General features: G+C 46.8%; 15 protein-coding genes. 9 read left to right on the forward strand and 6 right to left on the reverse strand.

The features are described 5' to 3' along the window. Window positions 1-42: 42 nt before the first annotated feature. From proB to AC1XTG_RS06485, 4 genes are read left to right on the forward strand one after another with little or no spacing between them, the layout of a single operon-like run. Window positions 43-1,074 (forward strand): glutamate 5-kinase, encoded by a 1,032-nt coding sequence (gene proB, locus AC1XTG_RS06470; RefSeq protein ID WP_484841390.1) that lies wholly within the window; start codon window positions 43-45, stop codon window positions 1,072-1,074. Continuing rightward, entirely contained in the window at window positions 1,074-2,324 is a 1,251-nt protein-coding gene (locus AC1XTG_RS06475) for a glutamate-5-semialdehyde dehydrogenase (RefSeq protein ID WP_056280234.1), read from the forward strand. The genes proB and AC1XTG_RS06475 overlap by 1 nt, the downstream gene beginning before the upstream one ends. Beyond that, window positions 2,318-3,400 carry a M20 family metallo-hydrolase gene (locus AC1XTG_RS06480; protein WP_056280236.1) on the forward strand — a complete coding sequence of 361 codons (1,083 nt, stop codon included), beginning with the start codon at window positions 2,318-2,320 and terminating at the stop codon, window positions 3,398-3,400. Before AC1XTG_RS06475 ends, AC1XTG_RS06480 begins: the two co-directional genes overlap by 7 nt. A gap of 39 nt (window positions 3,401-3,439) precedes the next feature. After that, a complete protein-coding gene (locus AC1XTG_RS06485; protein WP_056280239.1) occupies window positions 3,440-4,267 on the forward strand; it encodes an enoyl-CoA hydratase/isomerase family protein in 828 nt (275 codons plus the stop codon). Between the two features lie 36 nt (window positions 4,268-4,303). On the opposite strand, the gene AC1XTG_RS06490 is transcribed toward AC1XTG_RS06485, so the two are convergent. The 3 genes from AC1XTG_RS06490 to AC1XTG_RS06500 all read right to left on the reverse strand — a co-directional run bounded on the left by AC1XTG_RS06490 (window position 4,304) and on the right by AC1XTG_RS06500 (window position 7,304). Beyond that, window positions 4,304-5,866 (reverse strand): Rne/Rng family ribonuclease, encoded by a 1,563-nt coding sequence (locus tag AC1XTG_RS06490; protein WP_031528669.1) that lies wholly within the window; start codon window positions 5,864-5,866, stop codon window positions 4,304-4,306. Window positions 5,867-6,131: 265 nt separating this feature from the next. Then, window positions 6,132-6,971: a tetratricopeptide repeat protein gene (locus AC1XTG_RS06495; protein ID WP_484841391.1), complete on the reverse strand. Its 840-nt coding sequence runs from the start codon at window positions 6,969-6,971 to the stop codon at window positions 6,132-6,134. A gap of 27 nt (window positions 6,972-6,998) precedes the next feature. After that, the gene (locus tag AC1XTG_RS06500) at window positions 6,999-7,304 is read right to left on the reverse strand and encodes an HU family DNA-binding protein (protein WP_026631310.1); all 306 of its coding nucleotides are present in this window, start codon (window positions 7,302-7,304) and stop codon (window positions 6,999-7,001) included. Window positions 7,305-7,436: 132 nt separating this feature from the next. Between AC1XTG_RS06500 and mutY the strand changes: the two genes are divergently transcribed. The 5 genes from mutY to AC1XTG_RS06525 all read left to right on the forward strand — a co-directional run bounded on the left by mutY (window position 7,437) and on the right by AC1XTG_RS06525 (window position 12,656). Next, window positions 7,437-8,543, forward strand: coding sequence for an A/G-specific adenine glycosylase (mutY, locus tag AC1XTG_RS06505; RefSeq protein WP_484841392.1), 1,107 nt, complete (start codon window positions 7,437-7,439; stop codon window positions 8,541-8,543). Between the two features lie 19 nt (window positions 8,544-8,562). Continuing rightward, window positions 8,563-9,423, forward strand: a complete 861-nt coding sequence (locus AC1XTG_RS06510; protein WP_484841393.1) for a phytanoyl-CoA dioxygenase family protein — start codon at window positions 8,563-8,565, stop codon at window positions 9,421-9,423. Between the two features lie 42 nt (window positions 9,424-9,465). Next, entirely contained in the window at window positions 9,466-10,671 is a 1,206-nt protein-coding gene (locus tag AC1XTG_RS06515; RefSeq protein ID WP_484841394.1) for a Gfo/Idh/MocA family protein, read from the forward strand. Window positions 10,672-10,731: 60 nt separating this feature from the next. After that, window positions 10,732-11,211: a single-stranded DNA-binding protein gene (locus AC1XTG_RS06520; protein ID WP_484841395.1), complete on the forward strand. Its 480-nt coding sequence runs from the start codon at window positions 10,732-10,734 to the stop codon at window positions 11,209-11,211. Between the two features lie 128 nt (window positions 11,212-11,339). Beyond that, window positions 11,340-12,656, forward strand: a complete 1,317-nt coding sequence (locus AC1XTG_RS06525) for a transporter associated domain-containing protein (RefSeq protein WP_484841396.1) — start codon at window positions 11,340-11,342, stop codon at window positions 12,654-12,656. Here AC1XTG_RS06525 and AC1XTG_RS06530 read toward each other — a convergent pair whose 3' ends face one another. From AC1XTG_RS06530 to AC1XTG_RS06540, 3 genes are read right to left on the reverse strand one after another with little or no spacing between them, the layout of a single operon-like run. Further along, window positions 12,657-13,076 (reverse strand): hypothetical protein, encoded by a 420-nt coding sequence (locus AC1XTG_RS06530; protein ID WP_484841397.1) that lies wholly within the window; start codon window positions 13,074-13,076, stop codon window positions 12,657-12,659. 31 nt (window positions 13,077-13,107) lie between these two features. Next, entirely contained in the window at window positions 13,108-14,547 is a 1,440-nt protein-coding gene (locus AC1XTG_RS06535; RefSeq protein WP_484841398.1) for a RagB/SusD family nutrient uptake outer membrane protein, read from the reverse strand. 38 nt (window positions 14,548-14,585) lie between these two features. Beyond that, window positions 14,586-17,975, reverse strand: a complete 3,390-nt coding sequence (locus AC1XTG_RS06540; protein ID WP_484841399.1) for a SusC/RagA family TonB-linked outer membrane protein — start codon at window positions 17,973-17,975, stop codon at window positions 14,586-14,588. Window positions 17,976-18,012: the final 37 nt, after the last annotated feature.

Raw genomic sequence — 18,012 nt, forward strand, 5'->3', positions numbered from 1 at the left:
GCATCATTCACATTGGATTGATGCTGTTTTTTGAATCCAGAAGTGTCGAAACCAATACTTGTTATCAAATTTGGAACCGCGTCGATCACGCTTGCGTCAGGAGAGCCGGATACAGGCAAAATTTCTGAAATAGCACGGCAGGTTTCCGAGATCCATTCAGCGTACCGCATTATCATTGTTTCTTCGGGAGCAGTAGGAGCGGGGAAAGCCTATATTCAGAACTACAAAGGCACGATGACGCAGCGCAAAGCGGCCGCCTCTGTCGGTAATCCGCTGCTTGTCGGTTTGTATGCAAGCTATTTTGCCCCAAATCAGATATTTATAGCTCAAAGCTTGTGTGAGCGTCAGCATTTTGCAAACCGCGACAAGTTTTTGCAGCTGAAAGAAACGTTCGAGGAGCTCTGGGAAAACAATATCATCCCCATTGTTAATGAAAATGACGTGGTAAGTGACCGCGAACTCAAATTTTCTGACAATGACGAGCTGGCCACTTTGCTGGCAGTCGGTTTCGGAGCTCAGTCACTCATGTTTTGTACGTCTGTTGGCGGTTTGCTCGATGAGGAGGGGAAGATTATTCGTGATGTAGCCAATGTAAATGAGGTATTCAAGTTTGTAAAAACAGATAAATCATTCCTTGGTCTGGGCGGAATGGCCTCCAAGCTGACCTTTGCCAAGCTCGCTGCACGCATGGCGATCAGGGTGGTTATATTTGGAATGAACAAAAAAGACGAGTTGCTGGAAGCATTAAAGGGAAATGCAGGTACCCTGATCACGCCGGGCAAAAGTACCCTTTCGGCCAGAAACCGGTGGCTAGGCAGCGGCGGGCTTGTTTCGGGCAGGCTGCAGATCGATGATGGAGCTTCAAAAGCACTATTAAGAAGAAAAAGTCTGCTTGCGGTGGGCGTAGTGGAGGTTAGTGGAGATTTTGAATCCGGCGAGATCATTGAGATTTACTCACCTTCCGGAGAAATGATCGCGGTGGCGCGTGCGAGAGAAACATCCGCCGCCATCAGGGATAATTTAAAAACAATGAATTTTGAAGTGGCTCACGCCAATGATATCGTACTGCTTTAATGGAATCGATTTTACCCCTATTACAGGAAACACAAAAAGCATCAGCGCAGGTGCGTAACCTGGATGCAGCGCGCAAGTCAGAAATGCTGCTTGATCTTGCAGCAAGAGTTGTTGAAAATGCGCCGCAGATTATTGCTGAAAACCAGAAGGATCTTGCAGTTATGGACGATGCTGACCCGAAAAAGGACAGATTGCTCCTGACCGAAAAGCGCATTCAGGATCTGGCACAAAGTATGCGTGATGTAGCAGTGTTGCCTGATCCGGCCGGAGCTGTTTTGCTGGAACGTACCATTGAGCAGGGGTTATTATTACAGAAAATTGCAGTTCCGCTGGGTGTGGTCGGGGTAATTTACGAGTCACGCCCCAATGTTACGCTGGATGTAGCGGCGCTTTGTCTGCGTTCCGGAAATGCCTGTGTTTTAAAAGGTGGTAAAGAGGCGCATTATTCGAATTTGTTCCTGGTAGGATTGATCCACGAAAGCTTGGCTGAATTCGGCATTGATCCTGCGGCTGTATTGTTGCTGCCGACTGACCGGAAGTTTGTCAGCGAGCTGCTTACTGCAACACGTTTTGTAGATATCATTATCCCGCGCGGCTCAGAAAGCCTGATCAAGTTTGTGAGAGAAAATTCTTTGGTACCTACGATTGAGACTGGTGCCGGAGTTTGTCATACTTATGTTGAAAAAACAGGTGATCTGGATAAAGCTGCCAGCATTGTAGTCAATGCGAAGGTTTCACGCCCATCGGTTTGCAACTCGCTGGATACTATTCTGGTAGATCAGGAAGTAGCTCAGGCCTTCCTGCCGAAACTCAGGGAAGAGTTTATCAAATGGAATGTAGAGGTATTTGCAGACGAAACTTCGTTTTCAATTTTTGATGAAATCAATTATCCTTATTTGCAAAAGGCGAAAGAAGATGATTTTGGACGCGAGTTTCTGGATTATAAATGTTCTGTAAAGGTGGTAAATGGACTGGATGCCGCATTGGATCATATTCGTGCACATTCGTCGCGCCACTCAGAAGCGATCATCTCGAAAGATGAAAACGCTATAAACAGGTTTTTAAGAGAAGTAGACGCAGCGGCTGTATATGCGAATGCGTCCACGCGTTTCACTGATGGGGGCGTGTTTGCGCTAGGCGCGGAGATTGGTATATCCACTCAGAAGTTGCACGCGCGGGGGCCCTTTGCATTGGAGAAGCTGGTAACAGAAAAATGGATTGTTAAAGGGGATGGACAGGTAAGATGGTAAAAACGGCGGAACGAATACAGGTATTGACCAGCGAGGCAATCGCGCTTCTGAAAAGCTTGATTGAAACACCTTCTTTCAGCAGGGAGGAAGCGGGTACCGCACTTTTGCTGGAAGAGTTTTTTCATAAAAAGGGAATTCCATTTGAAAGGCTGAAAAATAATATCTGGGCAAAAAACCTTCATTTTGACCAGAATAAACCTACTATCCTCTTAAACTCACATCACGATACAGTTAAGCCAAACAAATCGTGGACACTTGATCCTTTCCAGGCAATAGAGGAAGACGATAAGCTTTTCGGGTTGGGGAGTAATGATGCCGGTGGTTGTCTGGTCTCCCTGATTGCGTCGTTTTGCTATTTTTATAATCGTGAGAACCTTGCTTATAACATCATAATCGCTGCTACTGCCGAGGAGGAAATTTCAGGGAAGGAAGGATTGGAGATTGTAGTGCCGCTGCTGCCGGAAATTTCGTTTGCAATTGTGGGTGAACCTACTGAAATGCATCTGGCTGTTGCAGAGAAAGGATTGCTGGTTCTCGATTGCACTGCAAAAGGTAAGTCAGGTCACGCAGCGCGGGAGGAGGGTGATAATGCGATTTATAAAGCATTGAAGGATATAGAGTGGATTACCAGATACCAATTCCCAAAGGTTTCTCCAACACTCGGTCCGATTAAAATGTCAGTGACAATTATAAATGCAGGCACGCAGCATAATGTGGTACCTGATACCTGTGTATTTACAGTGGATGTGCGGGTAACAGATCAGTACACTTTGGAGGAAATAATTGATGAAATCCAGCAAAACATCCAGTCTGAGGTAGTGCCGCGTTCTATCCGGTTGCGTCCATCCAGTATTCCTATTGATCATCCGATTGTATTTGAAGGCTTGAAGCTAGGGCGGGAAACCTATGGTTCGCCTACTACTTCCGACCAGGCTCTGTTGGACTGTCCGTCGCTTAAAATGGGCCCCGGTCACTCTGCCAGGTCGCACAGCGCCGACGAGTTCATTTACATTCATGAGATCGGAGAGGGTATCACGCAGTATATAAAAATGCTTGAAGGCGTTCTGATCCAATAAATCGCTATAATTGCCGGGGTTAACCTAATACGTCCGGCAATGCAATTCTACTCCGAAGAAGATACACGGTCTTTCCAGAATGTCCGGTTTATGTACATCACAGCTACATTGACCGGACATATTTTTACCATTACGCTAAACAGGCCTGAGAAGAGAAACGCTTTCACGCCGACAATGGCGGAGGAGATCATTTATGCGCTTGCTTATGCGCATTATGAGCCGGAAGTAAGATGCGTGGTTGTTCAGGCAGTAGGAAAGGTTTTTTGCGCCGGCGCAGATCTGAATGCATTTCACGACCCCTCAGCCGATCTGAAAAATGACACATTACCTAAGATCCGCGGCGAGGCGCGCCTGGGCGATGCATTTGAAGAGCTGCTCAAACCTGCTATCGCCAAGGTAGAAGGCGCTGTGTTGGCAGGCGGGTTTCTGATTGTCTGTGGCTGTGCTTTCGTAATCAGTACGCCAAATGCAAATTTCAGTTTACCGGAAGTAAAGCGGGGCATCTGGCCCATGCAGGTTATGGCATCTTTAACAAAGGTTATCCCGGAACGAAAAGCATTGGAACTCGCGATAACTGCCCGGAACTACACAGCAGTAGAAATGCGCGACTTTGGCTTGATAACTGACATTAAGGAAGCAACAGATATTGATTTTGCAGTGAATGCGCTGGCTGACCTGATCTCAGCGAATGCGCCACTGGCAATCAGGGCAGGAATATCAGCAGTTCAGCAGATGAAGTATATACCCGAAAATGAACGGCATACATTCCTCAAAGCACAATTGGATATTCTGCTGCAAAGTGAAGATGCAAAAGAGGGCGTATTAGCCTTCAAAGAAAAAAGGGAACCAATTTGGAAAGGGAAATAGTTGACTGCCGAAAGCCGAAAGCCGAAAGCCGAAAGCCTAGTTTACCGGCACAATCTCAATTTCTTCTCCATAACGGTTGTGGAACTTGAAATCTACCACTCCCAACGAGCTGTCCTTGGTCAGTTTAACCCAGGTTTTATAATGGAAGAACCATTTCATCTGCTCTGACATCAAACCTTTTGTGAAATAAGAATGCAGGAATGGATGCAGTGAGATCGTTATGCCCCGCTCATTCTGTTTTGTAAGAATGTAATCCAGGTTATTGGCAATCACATCTGAAACGAGGATACTTGCCTGAATTGTACCTGTACCGCCGCAAGTAGGACAGGTTTCACGGGTAACAATGTTCATCTCCGGCCTCACACGCTGACGTGTAATTTGGAGCAGGCCGAATTTGGAAAGAGGGAGAACCGTGTATTTTGACCGGTCGCCTTTCATCTCGTCGCGCATTGTATCAAAAAGAACGCGTTTATTTTCCGCTTTCTTCATGTCAATGAAATCGACTACGATAATTCCGCCCATATCGCGCAGGCGCAGCTGACGGGCAATTTCTTTGGCAGCTTCGAGGTTTACGCTCAGTGCAGTAGCTTCCTGATCTTCCTCGGAGTTGGACTTATTACCGCTGTTTACATCAATAACGTGCAAAGCTTCGGTATGCTCGATAATCAGGTAACCCCCATTTGGCAGGCTTACTGATCGCCCAAAGAGTGACTTAATCTGTTTTTCGAGGCCGAACTGTTCAAACAGCTTGTTTTTGCCATTATGCAGCCTCAGGATATTCTCCTTATCGGGCGCGATATTGTGGATATACGCTTTAATATCCTCATAAACATCTTTCGAGTCAACTGTGATACTGTCGAAAGATTCGTTGAGCATATCCCGGATAATGGAAGATGCACGGTTCATTTCACCTATAATGCGGTCGCGTGGTTTGGCGTCGCGCAGGTTCTTGATCCCGTTTTCCCATTTATCAAGACAATCCTGCAAGTCCCTGTTCAGTTCATCTACATCTTTGCCAGTCGCCACAGTACGGATAATAACACCGAAATTCTGAGGCTTAATGGAAGACATCAGCCTTTGTAACCGGTTTCTTTCCTGCTTGTCGGTAATCTTTTTGGATAGGTTAACCGAGTTGGAGAAAGGTACTAATACAATGTAGCGTCCTGCAATGGAAATGTCGCACGAAAGTCGCGGGCCTTTTGTAGAAATAGGCTCTTTGACAATCTGAACGAGAATGGGCTGATTTTTGGAAAGTACCTTATCAATTTTACCAAGTTTCTCAATTTCGGGCTCCATTTTGAAATTATTGAGCTTACCGGAATTGGCCTTCTTGGAAATAACGTCTTTGGTGAGTTTGTTAAGGGAGTTGATATTAGGACCCAGATCGAGGTAATGCAGGAATGCATCTTTTTCAAAGCCCACATCAACAAAAGCGGCATTAAGCCCTGCTACCAGCTTTCTAACAGTACCGAGGTAGATATCCCCTACGGTAAAGCTTTGATCCGGCGTTTCGACGTGATATTCTAAAAGACGTTTATCCTGCAAAAGGGCTATACGTTCTCCCTTTTGAGTAGAATTGATTAGTAATTCGTTACTCAATGTTCAACCAACTGAATGGCTATATAATGTTGATACTTAACCGCCCGCTTTTCCGGAATGAAAAGGGGTATTGCAAATGTAGTGAAGAAGGATGACCGGATCTTTATGAAAAATCCGGTCATATTAATTATTTCTTCTTATGTCTGTTCTTTCTAAGTCTTTTCTTTCTCTTGTGAGTTGAGATCTTATGTCTTTTTCTTTTCTTTCCGCAAGGCATAATTTATGTCGTTTATAATAAAAAATTAATTCTCTTATTCGTTGTGGATCAATTATTAAGACGGCCTTCCAGCTCGCCGACAGCTTGCTGAATCACCGGATCTTTTTCTTCTTTCTTAACTTCTGCAAGTACTTTTCGCGCCTGCTCCTTATCGCCGAGCTCAACCAGCGTCAAGCCAAGGTAAAACTTCGCCTTGGTATTGGCCGGATTGTTGGTCAGAATTTGTCTGAACCTGTCAGCAGCTTTGGCGTATTGGTTCGACCTCATGGATAGTATACCCAGATTGAAGAGCGCAAGTTCATTTGTTGGATCAGTATCTAATACTTCACGCAACATCAGAATACCCTGCATCGGGTTATCTGTGTTCACGTAAGTCATGGCCATGTTGGATTTTGCAGCCAGCAAGCCATGATTCTGATCCAAAGCTTTTTGATAAAATTCCCGGGTCTTAGCGCCCAAATTCTTCGCTTTCTGATCATCAACTGCAAAGCCGTAAGCTTCATAGTAACGATCTCCGGTGCGAAGGAAATTTTCGGCAGTAGGAGCTAAAACAGCAACTTGTTCTGCATAGAATGCAGCACTGTCAAATTTTTGTAGTTCGGCAAACTTATCAGACAATTGCAGCCCAGAGGAGATTTTTTCTTTTGCATTTGCCTGAGTGAAGCCGCTTCGGAGCCGATCAATCGCTTTTTGCTGATCGGGAGTCAAAGCGGCTCCATCATGCTTTGGAGAAGTTTCAGGCGCTTTCTCGGTGGATGCCGAAGCAGTCTGGGTTCTCTCCTTGTCCACTTCTTTGCCTTTTGTATTCACAACCACCTTAGGAAGGCTGAAAAGCGTTCCGACAAGAGCAACTGCAAGCACACAAGAAAGGAAAATGGATTTTTTCATAACATTATAACCTGGGAGGCAGGTAAATTACTTTTCAGCGACTGCTTTTAGTTTGTCACTTTCCTTAACCTGTTCAACGAAAACCTTGGCAGGTTTGAAGCTAGGTACGAAATGCTCGTCAATAATCATTGAAGTTCCCTTCGAAATATTACGGGCAACCTTACGCGCACGTTTTTTATTAATAAAACTACCAAACCCTCTAACATAAAGGTTCTCGCCCTCAGAAAGGGAATCCTTTACCACGGTGAAGAACGATTCCAGCGTTTGCTGAACGTCGCCTTTGTCAACACCTGTTTTTTCAGAAATCTGTGCGATTACGTCTGCCTTAGTCACTTTGATTGTTTACTTTAAGTGGATATTATTTCATTTATTTACTTACTCCTCTGAATTTTGGGAACACAAAGGTACGGTAATTTTACCAGAATTTAAAAGAACGGCATTTTCATTTTTTTTCTAATTGATTAAATGACAGTCTCTAATGACAAAAATATATTGAACCCTGATCCTGACCTGATAACGAGCTTTAACAAAAAATTAAAATCGTGGTATATAAAAAATCATAGACAGCTGCCCTGGCGGGAAACCAAAGACCCATATAAAATTTGGTTATCAGAAATCATCCTGCAACAGACCAGGGTAGCCCAGGGAATGCCTTACTACGAGAAATTCCTGCTCCATTTTCCAACTGTTTTCGACTTAGCCGCTGCCGATGAGCGCGATGTACTGCGTTTGTGGCAGGGGCTGGGCTACTACTCCCGCGCCCGCAATATGCATTTCACTGCCAGGCAGGTTGTGGAGGAATATGGCGGCCAATTTCCCGCGACTGCTGCACAGCTTTCAAAGCTCAAAGGACTGGGCGCTTATACTGCAGCTGCGATTGCTTCTTTTTCGTTCGATGAGCAGGTGGCGGCTATCGATGGCAACGTTTACCGGGTAATGTCACGGATTTTTGGAATTCAGTCTGATATGTTAAGTAATGAGGGTAAAAAAGCATTTGCGTCACTAGCAGAAAAGCTGGTTCCTGCCGATGATCCTGCTACTTACAACCAGGCTATGATCGAATTTGGTGCATTGCAGTGTGTTCCGGTCTCACCAGCATGTCATATTTGTCCATTCACGGATATATGCTTTGCATTTGCCAGCAACATGCAGAACCAGCTTCCGGTTAAGGTTAAAAAGTTAAAGGTAAAACATAGGTACCTCAACTATCTGGTAATCCAATCGGGCGAAGCGCTGGCAATGAAGGAGCGCGGAAGTAAGGATATCTGGCAAGGCTTGTACGATTTTCATCTCGCCGAAACCAAAGAACCTGTAACTGATCTCGAAGAGTTGCTGGGAGGAGTTTTTTCCCTCAATTTACTTCGGGAAGGTCAGCTGAAACTCGTCCCCAAAGCATATACGCACATTCTTACACACCAACGTTTGCAGGTGCGCTTCTGGTGGCTGCAAATTTCCGCAGACAAAGCAATAGAATTGCCGGCAGGCTTGACTTTTTATACAAAGGATCAGATAGAAACGCTTCCAAAACCGATTCTGATTGATACTTTCTTAAAAGAGGAAAAGTACCTGTAAATGCTTAAAACTGATAGCTATGGCAAGTTTTAGTTTGAATTCCAGTCAGGTTGAAGAGTATAACCGTGATGGTTATATCGTGGTTAAAGGTCTTTTTTCGCAAGAAGAGATCGACAAGCTTTACCGGACTGCGGTCGAAAATTCGGTGATGCAGAAGAATGCGATGGACCTGAATGATCAGTCCGGTAAAAAGACCAGGCTGTCACTATGGTTTACCCCGGGCGACGATGTGTTCGGGTACCTGATCCGAAGCGAAAGAATGGTCAACTCGGTGTGGCAGCTGCTTGGCCAGGAGAGCCAGGTTTGTCATTTTCACACCAAGCTGATGCAAAAAGAGCCTAAGGTAGGCGGTGCCTGGGAGTGGCATCAGGATTATGGTTATTGGTATAAAAATCAATTTATTTTCCCTGATCAGTTAATGAGCGTAATGGTGGCGCTCACGCCTGCCAATAAAGAAAACGGCTGCTTGCAGGTAATCAAAGGCTCGCACAAAATGGGGCGGGTCAATCATGGTTTTGCCGGTGAGCAGGTAGGCGCAGATTCGGAGATGGTTAACCACGCTCTCAAAACAATGGACCTGGTTTATTGCGACCTGCAACCAGGCGACGCGCTGTTTTTTCATAGTAACCTGTTGCATCGTTCCGAAGCAAACCTCTCGGACCAGCCGAGATGGTCATTGATTTCCTGTTACAATTCCCAATCGAACCTTGCTTACGCAGAACTGTCAAACTCCTGGAAAGTGCCCGTCTCAACTGTGCCTGACCACGCCTTACTTGAATGGGAAGCGAAGTCATTTGGCGATGCCGACTTCTTGAAGAAGGAAGATGATCCTGCATTGAAAACGACGGGCTGGGAAGCGGAGGTGAAGACGGTCGGGTAGGGCATTGACACCATCAAATATCTATTTCTAAACAAAATCTGTATGCAAAAAATAGCAATGCTTGGCTCCGGCTTTATCGGGCGGTTTTATGCGGAATCTATTCACGGACAGCGCAGCCGCGACAGGGTGGTCGCCATTTATGCGCGCCGGGAGGAAAGCGCAAAGAAGTTTGCGACGGATTATGGTTGCGATTTCTGGTCGTCCGATATGGAAGAGGTAATTGCTCATCCCGATGTGAACATGGTTTGCATTGCTTTACCTAATAACATCCACGAAGAGGCAGTGATGCTATGCGCCAAGCACAAAAAGGCAGTCGTTTCTACAAAGCCCTTGGGCAGAAATGGGGAAGAGGCGTTGAGAATGATGAAAGCAGTGGAGGAAGCAGGAATTTTTGCAGGATACCTGGAAGATCTTTGTTATACCCCTAAGTTTCTTAAGTCGCTTGAAAGTGTGAAAAACGGTTCACTGGGCCGGATTATCTGGGCGAAGTCAAGAGAGGCGCACCCCGGTCCGCATAGTGAATGGTTCTGGGATATAGAACAGGCGGGCGGCGGCTGCATTCTCGATCTCGGCTGCCATTGCATTGAGATATCACGGAATTTTATCGGTAAAGATATCCGTCCGGTGGAAGTAATGTGCTGGGCAGATACGCAGGTAAAACCCATTGATGCGGAAGATCACGCGATTGCATTGGTGAAATATGAAAATGGCGCTATCGGGCAGTTTGAGGTAAGCTGGACTTTCCGTGGGGGAATGGACCTGCGTGACGAAGTAATGGGAACAGAAGGCACAATCTGGATCAATAACTTCCTTCGTACCGGATTTGAAATGTTCACAACCGGTCAGAATCCGGAGGGGCCAGGGGAGGACTACGTAGCCGAAAAAGCGGAAAGCAATACCGGCTGGCTGTTCCCTGTTGGTGACGAAGTGAATGATCTGGGGTACAACCACATGTTTACAGATATGTTCAACTCAGCCGAAAAAGGGCAGGAGCCGGCGGAGACTTTTTATGACGGATATATTGTCAATGCAGTAATTGATGCTGCGTACAAATCTGCCAAAACCAAGCTTTGGGAGAAAGTGGAATTGCCTGTGTGGCGTGGCAGAGAGGGTGTAACCAAACCTTCCAACTACGTTTCCTACAATGAAGATTATTACCTCATCAAGCAGGAAATGACCCACGACGGAAGAAATAAGCTCATTTTGAAACATAAGGTAAGCGGTAAGATAACCGAGCAGGACATTTAGCCGCGCATTAATCGAATATCTTATATCTTTAAATTTTCATTCAATCCACATCTGAAAATCATGGCAGGAAGTGTTAATAAAGTGATTTTAATAGGTAACCTCGGCAGTGATCCTGAGGTAAGATACCTGGAAAGCGGCTCCGCGGTAGCGAAATTCAACATCGCGACTACTGAGAGCTATACCAACAAAAACGGCGAAAGGGTAGACAATACCGAGTGGCACCGCATTGAACTGTGGGAAGGCCTAGCGAAAGTAGCCGAGAAGTACCTTAAAAAAGGCAATCAGGTTTACATTGAAGGCCGCATCAGGACAGACAGCTGGACAGATAAGGAAGGGCAGCAGCGCACTGGCGTGACGATCCGCGCGAGTAGTATGACATTGCTTGGCGGACCTTCGGGATCAGGCGGAGGTGGCGAGAGTGGCGGCGGGTATCAGCAGCAATCTTCGCAGCCAAGAAGCAATCAGGCACCCCGTTCATCAGACCCGATCCCACCGTCGCTGGCTGCGGGCAATGATGACGACGACGATTTACCGTTTTAATGTTCCGAGGATTGAATCGGGGGGATTCATGGGAATGAATGTAATTATTAAAAGGGAAGTACCTTTTTAAATGCATAATAACTACATTTATCTTATTGAACATTTGTATCCACCTATTCTGAAAATACGTGAAAGAAGCCGAAGACAGTGACGACCCGCTTGCCCGAACGCGTACGGGGATTTCAATTCCCCAAAAATGTACGCACTCCATTCTGGCAGGGGTTATTATACCCGTTGATTTCTTAGCTCCCTACGATTTAATCCTCGTAATACTTCTCTTTCTCTTTTCACTTTCTCTCTCAGGAATACGCGCTGCCTACGCCGCAGCGGGCGCCATGGAAAATCCGTGGGACCGCAAGCCTGACGAGGAAAATCACTTACCTACCCGCATTCAGCAGCTTGCATTATCGCTCGTCCAACGTGCGCTTACGTTGTTTGCATTGATCCTCGCAGTAAGGCTCGTCTGGATCTGGCTTGAACAGTCGCAAAATGAAAATGTGCGCTGGACTGCGTTAGGTCTGCTTGCTTTCTGGATCTGGCTCGATGCGATCGTCCGTTTCAATGCAGCGAGGCGGGCCAATGAATTAGTCCCGCGACTTGCCGGCCTGACAAGGGTTTTTATCAAAATCGCACAGCCGCTTACCCAGCCAGTACTCAAACTAGGCTACTTTTTCGGGATATTCACGCCCGAAGGCGCAGAGATTACCACAGAAATGCTGGAAGCCAAAGCGGAGAGTGAAGAGGAAACGGACTTGCTGCGCGGCCTGGCCAACTTCCGGCAGACCAATGCAAAAAAAGCAATGCAGGCGCGCCTCCACGTTACCGCTTTTGACATTGAACTGAACTTTCACGAGCTGATGGACAAGATCAATAAATCGGGCTACTCGCGGGTACCCATTTTTCGCGACGATCTTGATCACGTTGAAGGCATTCTGAATGTAAAAGACCTGCTGCCACATATCCATCTCGACGAGCATTTTAACTGGCAGAAGCTGATCCGCCCTGTTTACTTCATCCCTGAAAGCAAGCGGCTTGACGATCTGATGAAGGATTTTCAGAACAAGCGCGTGCACATGGCAATTGTGGTTGACGAGTATGGCGGAACAAGCGGACTGATCACGCTGGAAGATATTATTGAAGAAATATTCGGGGATATTAACGACGAATATGACGAAGACGAAGAAGTGAACTATACGCAGGTCGATGAGAATACCTATGTTTTCGAAGCCAAGGTACTGATTAACGATCTCTGCCGCCTGCTGCACCTTGAAACTGATTATTTCGACGAAGTAAGAGGAAACAGCGAATCACTGGCCGGGCTTTTGCTGGAATTGTTCTCTCAGCTCCCACGTACCGGAGAAGTTGTGACACATCGCAAAGTGACTTTTAAAGTGCAGTCAGCGGATAAAAAGCGGATCAAAAAAGTGCGGGTACTGGTAGGTTAGCTAGTCGCGCTTGTTGCCAGGCGCAGCCTTGGAGAAATACCTGATCTCGTATAATTCCTGATTTTTACCCGAAAGATAAGGAGCCTGGGCTTTTTTTAGCACCAGGCTCTTTTCGTCTAAATGCAGGATCTGATAACCATTAATCACCTTTCCTGTCGAATCCAGGTATACCAGTGAATCGGAAGAAATAAGCTTGTAAGCCGATTTGCGGTATTCTCCCTTACGCCGCTCTAAAAGCGATCCATCCTTTCTGTACTCGAAATAAGACCAATGCGCGTCTTTGGTATTATTGGTAAAACTGAATCCATTTACAAAATTCGAAATGGAATCAGTTCTCCATAAGCCCACTATATCTTTTTCACGGGATGCGCAGCTCGTTAGCAATAAGGGAAAAGCAAGTAAAATCAGCAGCTTTTTCAATGTTCGGCTTGCCTGGATTAATTTCTGAAAACTAGTAATTGCTGTTCTGGATCAAAGTACCATTGCTTAAATCCACCTCACGTTGCGGAAGCGGGAAGTAATAGTGTTTGGGTTTCACAAAGTTGCGGCTCGGCTTGTGCGGCCCGCGGTCAATTTTATAATGTGCGACGATATCAATCAGTCCGGCTTTGTCCCAGCGCATTAAATCCTGGTGCCTTTCGTTCTCTCCGGCCAGCTCAACCCGCCTTTCATGCATGATATTCTTCATGGTTGCATTTGTTACCGGTAACAGACCTGCCCGTTTTCTTACTGCATTCAACTCCGCGTCGCCATTTGCTCCCGACCGGATCTTAGCCTCGGCTGCTAACAGATACACGTCGGCAGTTCTTAAAAAGGGCGCATTCAGGCTTTGGCTCATATCGCCATTTGCGGCAAACTGCGTGTATTTTCTAAAAGCATAACCGGTTACCCGCGTCATATCTGCGGTAAAAGTTTCATCTCCCATTGCATTACGGTCAACCTTGTCGCCCGGACTGAAAATAGACGACGTTTTCCGCGTATCCCCTTTTTCAAACTCCTTTACCAGATCCTCGATCGGCTCGTGAAAACCCCAGCCGCCAAATGCCTGCGGTGTGTGGTAGAATGTGGGCGAGTTGTCGGTTGTCCAGCCGGTTTCGTATTGCAGTGAAAACAGGATCTCCGGATTGTTCTCGGTAGCCAATTCAAAGTTTTGGTTAAATCCTGCTGCAAGCTTGTAAGCCGGGTTCGAAATTACCTTCGCACTTGCCTCGATTGCTTTTGCCCATTGTTCCTGGTAAACATACAATTTGGTCAGAAAACCGTATGCAGAACCCTGCGTAACCCTGCCCGCCTCTGCGTCACTGTACGAAACAGGTAGCAGGGAGGCCGCTTTAAGAAAGTCTGACTCTGCTTGCGCGCGTACTTCGGCGAGTGTGGATTTCGGTTTATTGAAATTCAGGTTCAATGCATCGTCTTCCAGCAAAATAGGTACCTCTCCGTAAATCAGCAAGAGCCGCCAGTATACAAAGCCCCTCAGGAAGTAAGCTTCACCCAGGCTCCTGTTTTTTAAACTTTCATCCATTGTCACTTTTGGCGCATTGATCAGCACCGCATTGGCTCTTGAAATCACCTCGTATTTCGTCTTCCAGGTGGCCAGGATATGTGAATTGGATGCATCGAAAGTGAACATTTCCAGCGATGTTTCGTCGGAATGGTCGCCGGCGCGGTTCATGTCGTCCGAGCAGTTGTCGAAGGTATATTCAGTGTGTGCAAAACCATCTTCATCGAGCAGGGGCGCGTAAACTGCATTCACAGCAGCCACCACATCGTCGCCATTCCGCCAGTATTGTTGAGATGTAACCTGCCCGTAAGGTGTTGTTTCGAGCAGATCATCGCAGCCCGTCAGCATGGCGAGCAGAATATATCCGGATAGTATTGTGATCTTTTTCATAAGTTCTTGATTTCTTCGGTATAAAACTGAACGGGGGTTTAGAAAGAAATAGTTGCCCCGACTGTCCAGGTGCGTGCCAATGGATATTGTGCGTAGTCTACGTTCAGCTGATTATAGGAATTGGCGGCTCCCACATATCCCAGCTCCGGGTTCAGGCCCGAGTATTTGGTAAATGTCAGGATATTCTGCCCTGTTACATATACCCTCGCCTGCGTCATTTTCAATTTGCTGATCGCGTCTTTTGGAAGGGAATAACCAAGTGTCAGGTTCTTCAAACGCAGGTAATCGCCTTTTTCAACAAATAAGTCCGACGGACGGAAGTTGCGGTTTGCATTATCAATGCTCACGCGGGGAATCGTGTTGCTGGTCCCCGGTCCGCGCCAACGCTCACTTTCTTCCGCATACAAATTGAAAGAATAGCTTGCGTCAAGCCCCTGCATTCTATCCGCATTATAGATTTTTGAGCCGCCCACTCCTACAAAGAACAGGTTGAGGTCAAAACCTTTCCAGTTTGCGCCGGCAGAGAAACCGTAGTTAATCTTAGGCTGTGGGCTACCGATAATCGTGCGGTCCTGGTCATTTACCACACCATCACCATTAAGGTCCATAAAACGTACGTCGCCCGGCTTGATCAGTCCGTCGTTACGGCGGGAGTCATTTGCTATGTTATTATCAGAATCGATTTCACCCTGGGTTTGATAAATACCGTCTGTTTTGTAGCCGTAAAAAGTGCCGTAAGGCTGTCCTTCGTAAGTACGAACGATCTCCTGCTGGCCGCGGCCATACAATTGTGTGGCAAGAAAGCCGCCCGGTGTAGCCAGTCTGGTGATCCTGTTTTGGATAAATGTGGCATTACCACTTACATTAAACGTCACGCTGCCGACTGTGTGGCGGTAAGAAGCTTCGAGTTCCAGTCCTTTGTTACGCAGCTCTCCGATATTCTGATCAGGAATAGTGGCAGTACCAATTGTCCCGATTGAAGGCGGTGCCAGGAGCATATTCTTTGTGTTTTTAACAAAATAATTGGCAGAGAAGAAAAGACTGTTTTTGAAAAGCTCTGTTTCCAAGCCGAAGTTTGTCATTTCGGCTGTTTCCCAGCCAATGTTCAGGTTAGCAAGCCTGCTTTGTGCGGCACCGGAAACCTGGCTCTGTACACCGCCATTTCCGAATGCATACCGATACGTGGAGTTGATCAATGCGAGGTATTGCAGCGAAGCTACATTCTGGTTCCCCAGCCTTCCCCAGCCTCCTGTCAGCTTGAAGTTGCCGAACATGGGTAATGCATTCTTGAAGAAATCTTCTTCCGAAATCCGCCAGCCAGCTGAAAAAGCAGGGTAGTAACCCCATTGATTACCGGGCGCGAATTTAGAAGAACCATCGCTTCTGAGTGTTCCTGTCAGCAGGTAGCGATCTTTAAAAGAGTAGTTGACCCGACCAAAAAAGGAAGCGAGTGCATCGTAGCTCCGTCCGCCGTTTCCGCCATTGTTCAAAGGCACCGACACGATTGTTCCCGCATATTGCATGTAACGCAGGGAAGGATCTTCACTCGCAAAGTCGCGTCCCCATTGATTGGAGTAGACACTATTGAAAGTCTGGGAAGTAAAGCCGCCCGTCAGGTTCAAAGAATGAGAGCCGAATTTTTTGTCATAATTCAGGAAGTATTCCTGCAAAAACGACCACGTTTTTTCGTGGCCCAGGGTGAGCTGGTTATAGGAGTTGGTGCGGAACTGATCGTTGATCTTAATGTCAAAATTGTGGCTATCACCGAAAGTAGCATCAACGGCCACATTTGCGCGGAGCGTTAGGCCCGACAGGATTTCAAGCTCGCCGGTGACATTGCCGAGAAAACGGTTGCGTGCATTGTCTTTATCCTGGGTATCTACCGTAAAAATCGGGTTGTTGATATCACCAAACGCGCCTATCCCCTGGGTAGAACCATAGGAGCCATCTGCATTTTTGACGGGCAAACCAGGGTGAAAACGAATTGCACTCCAGAGCAAGCCCGTTTGGGACGATTGCGTATCTGGCCCAACATTGTGTGTGTTACTGAACTGGAAATTCTGGCCGATTTTAATGCGGTTACCTACTTTATGGTCAGAATTAATGCGGAAGTTCAAACGTTCGTACTTTGACTTCTCGATAATACCGGTTTCTTTATAATAGCCCCCTGAAATCGCAAAAGACGAATACTTGCCGCCGCCCCGAAGAGAGATATCGTAGTTCTGGGTTGTTCCCTGGGTCAGCAGTTCATCCTGCCAGTTGGTAAGCTGCGTCTGGTATTGTTTATCATTCCAGATCGCCGGAACCGGCAGGTTATCATTTTTATATGCTTCACGTTTAATAGCCGCGAGTGAATCTGCGGTAAGTACGTCGAGTGTTTTAATGCGGTTGGTTACACCTGCATAGCTGTTCAATGTAACACTGATCGGCTTGTCGAACTGGCCTCTTTTGGTCGTAACAATAATAACCCCATTGGCCGCCCGGGTTCCGTAAATGGCGGAAGCGGACGCATCTTTCAGGATTTCGATCGACTCTATATCATTCGGGTTCACGTCATTCATTGTCCCCGAAGGCACCCCGTCGATCACAACCAGCGGAGAGGAGTTATTGACAGTACCAAAGCCGCGGATCTGGATGGAACCTGCGTCGCCCGGCGCACCGCCATTTCGAACTATATTCACACCCGCCGCGCGACCTTGCAGCGCCTGCTGGGCACCACCGGAAGGAAGATTCTGAAAATCAGCGCCCTTTACAGAAGATACTGCGCCGGTAATGTCCTTTTTTTCCTGTGTACCATAACCGACTACCACAACTTCCCGCAGTGCACTTACATCAGGGGCCAAAGCGATGTTCATCAGTTCCTTGTCCACTACAACTTCCTGACTCACATAACCGATGAAGGAAAATTTCAGCGTTGCATTCTGGTCCGGCACTGTAATGCGGTACTCGCCGTTTTCGTTGGTGGAAGTTCCCACCTGAGTGCCTACAAGCAGGATATTAACTCCCGGCAATCCATCTCCTTTTTCATCTACCACTTTACCGGAGACAGTCCTGTCAATCTCCGACAGCGACGAAGTGGCTGCATTGCTGCCGACTGCCGCAGGTGTTTTCTTTCTCAAAAGGATCCGCGAGCCGCCCACGACCTCGTAAGATACATTCAATGGAGTAAGCAGCTGATCCAGAACGCGGCTCAATGGTCCTCTCAGTTCTTTGACAGTCACATTCTGCACCCGCTGAATGCTCGATGTACTATATACGAATTTGACATCGGCCTGTTTCTCGATCTGTTGTAAAACCTTTTTGATCTCCTGGGATTCAAGCTTCAAGGCGACTTCCTTGTTGAGCAGTTCCTGTGCGCGGGTGGTGTGCGCAAAGGAAATACCGCAGCATATAATCGCGATAAGCAGTTGTTTAACTGTAGTGCTCATGACTTTGTAAACAACCCGTTTGGTGGGTATTTTTTTA

Source organism: Dyadobacter sp. HNCC25DJ183, from assembly GCF_056895175.1.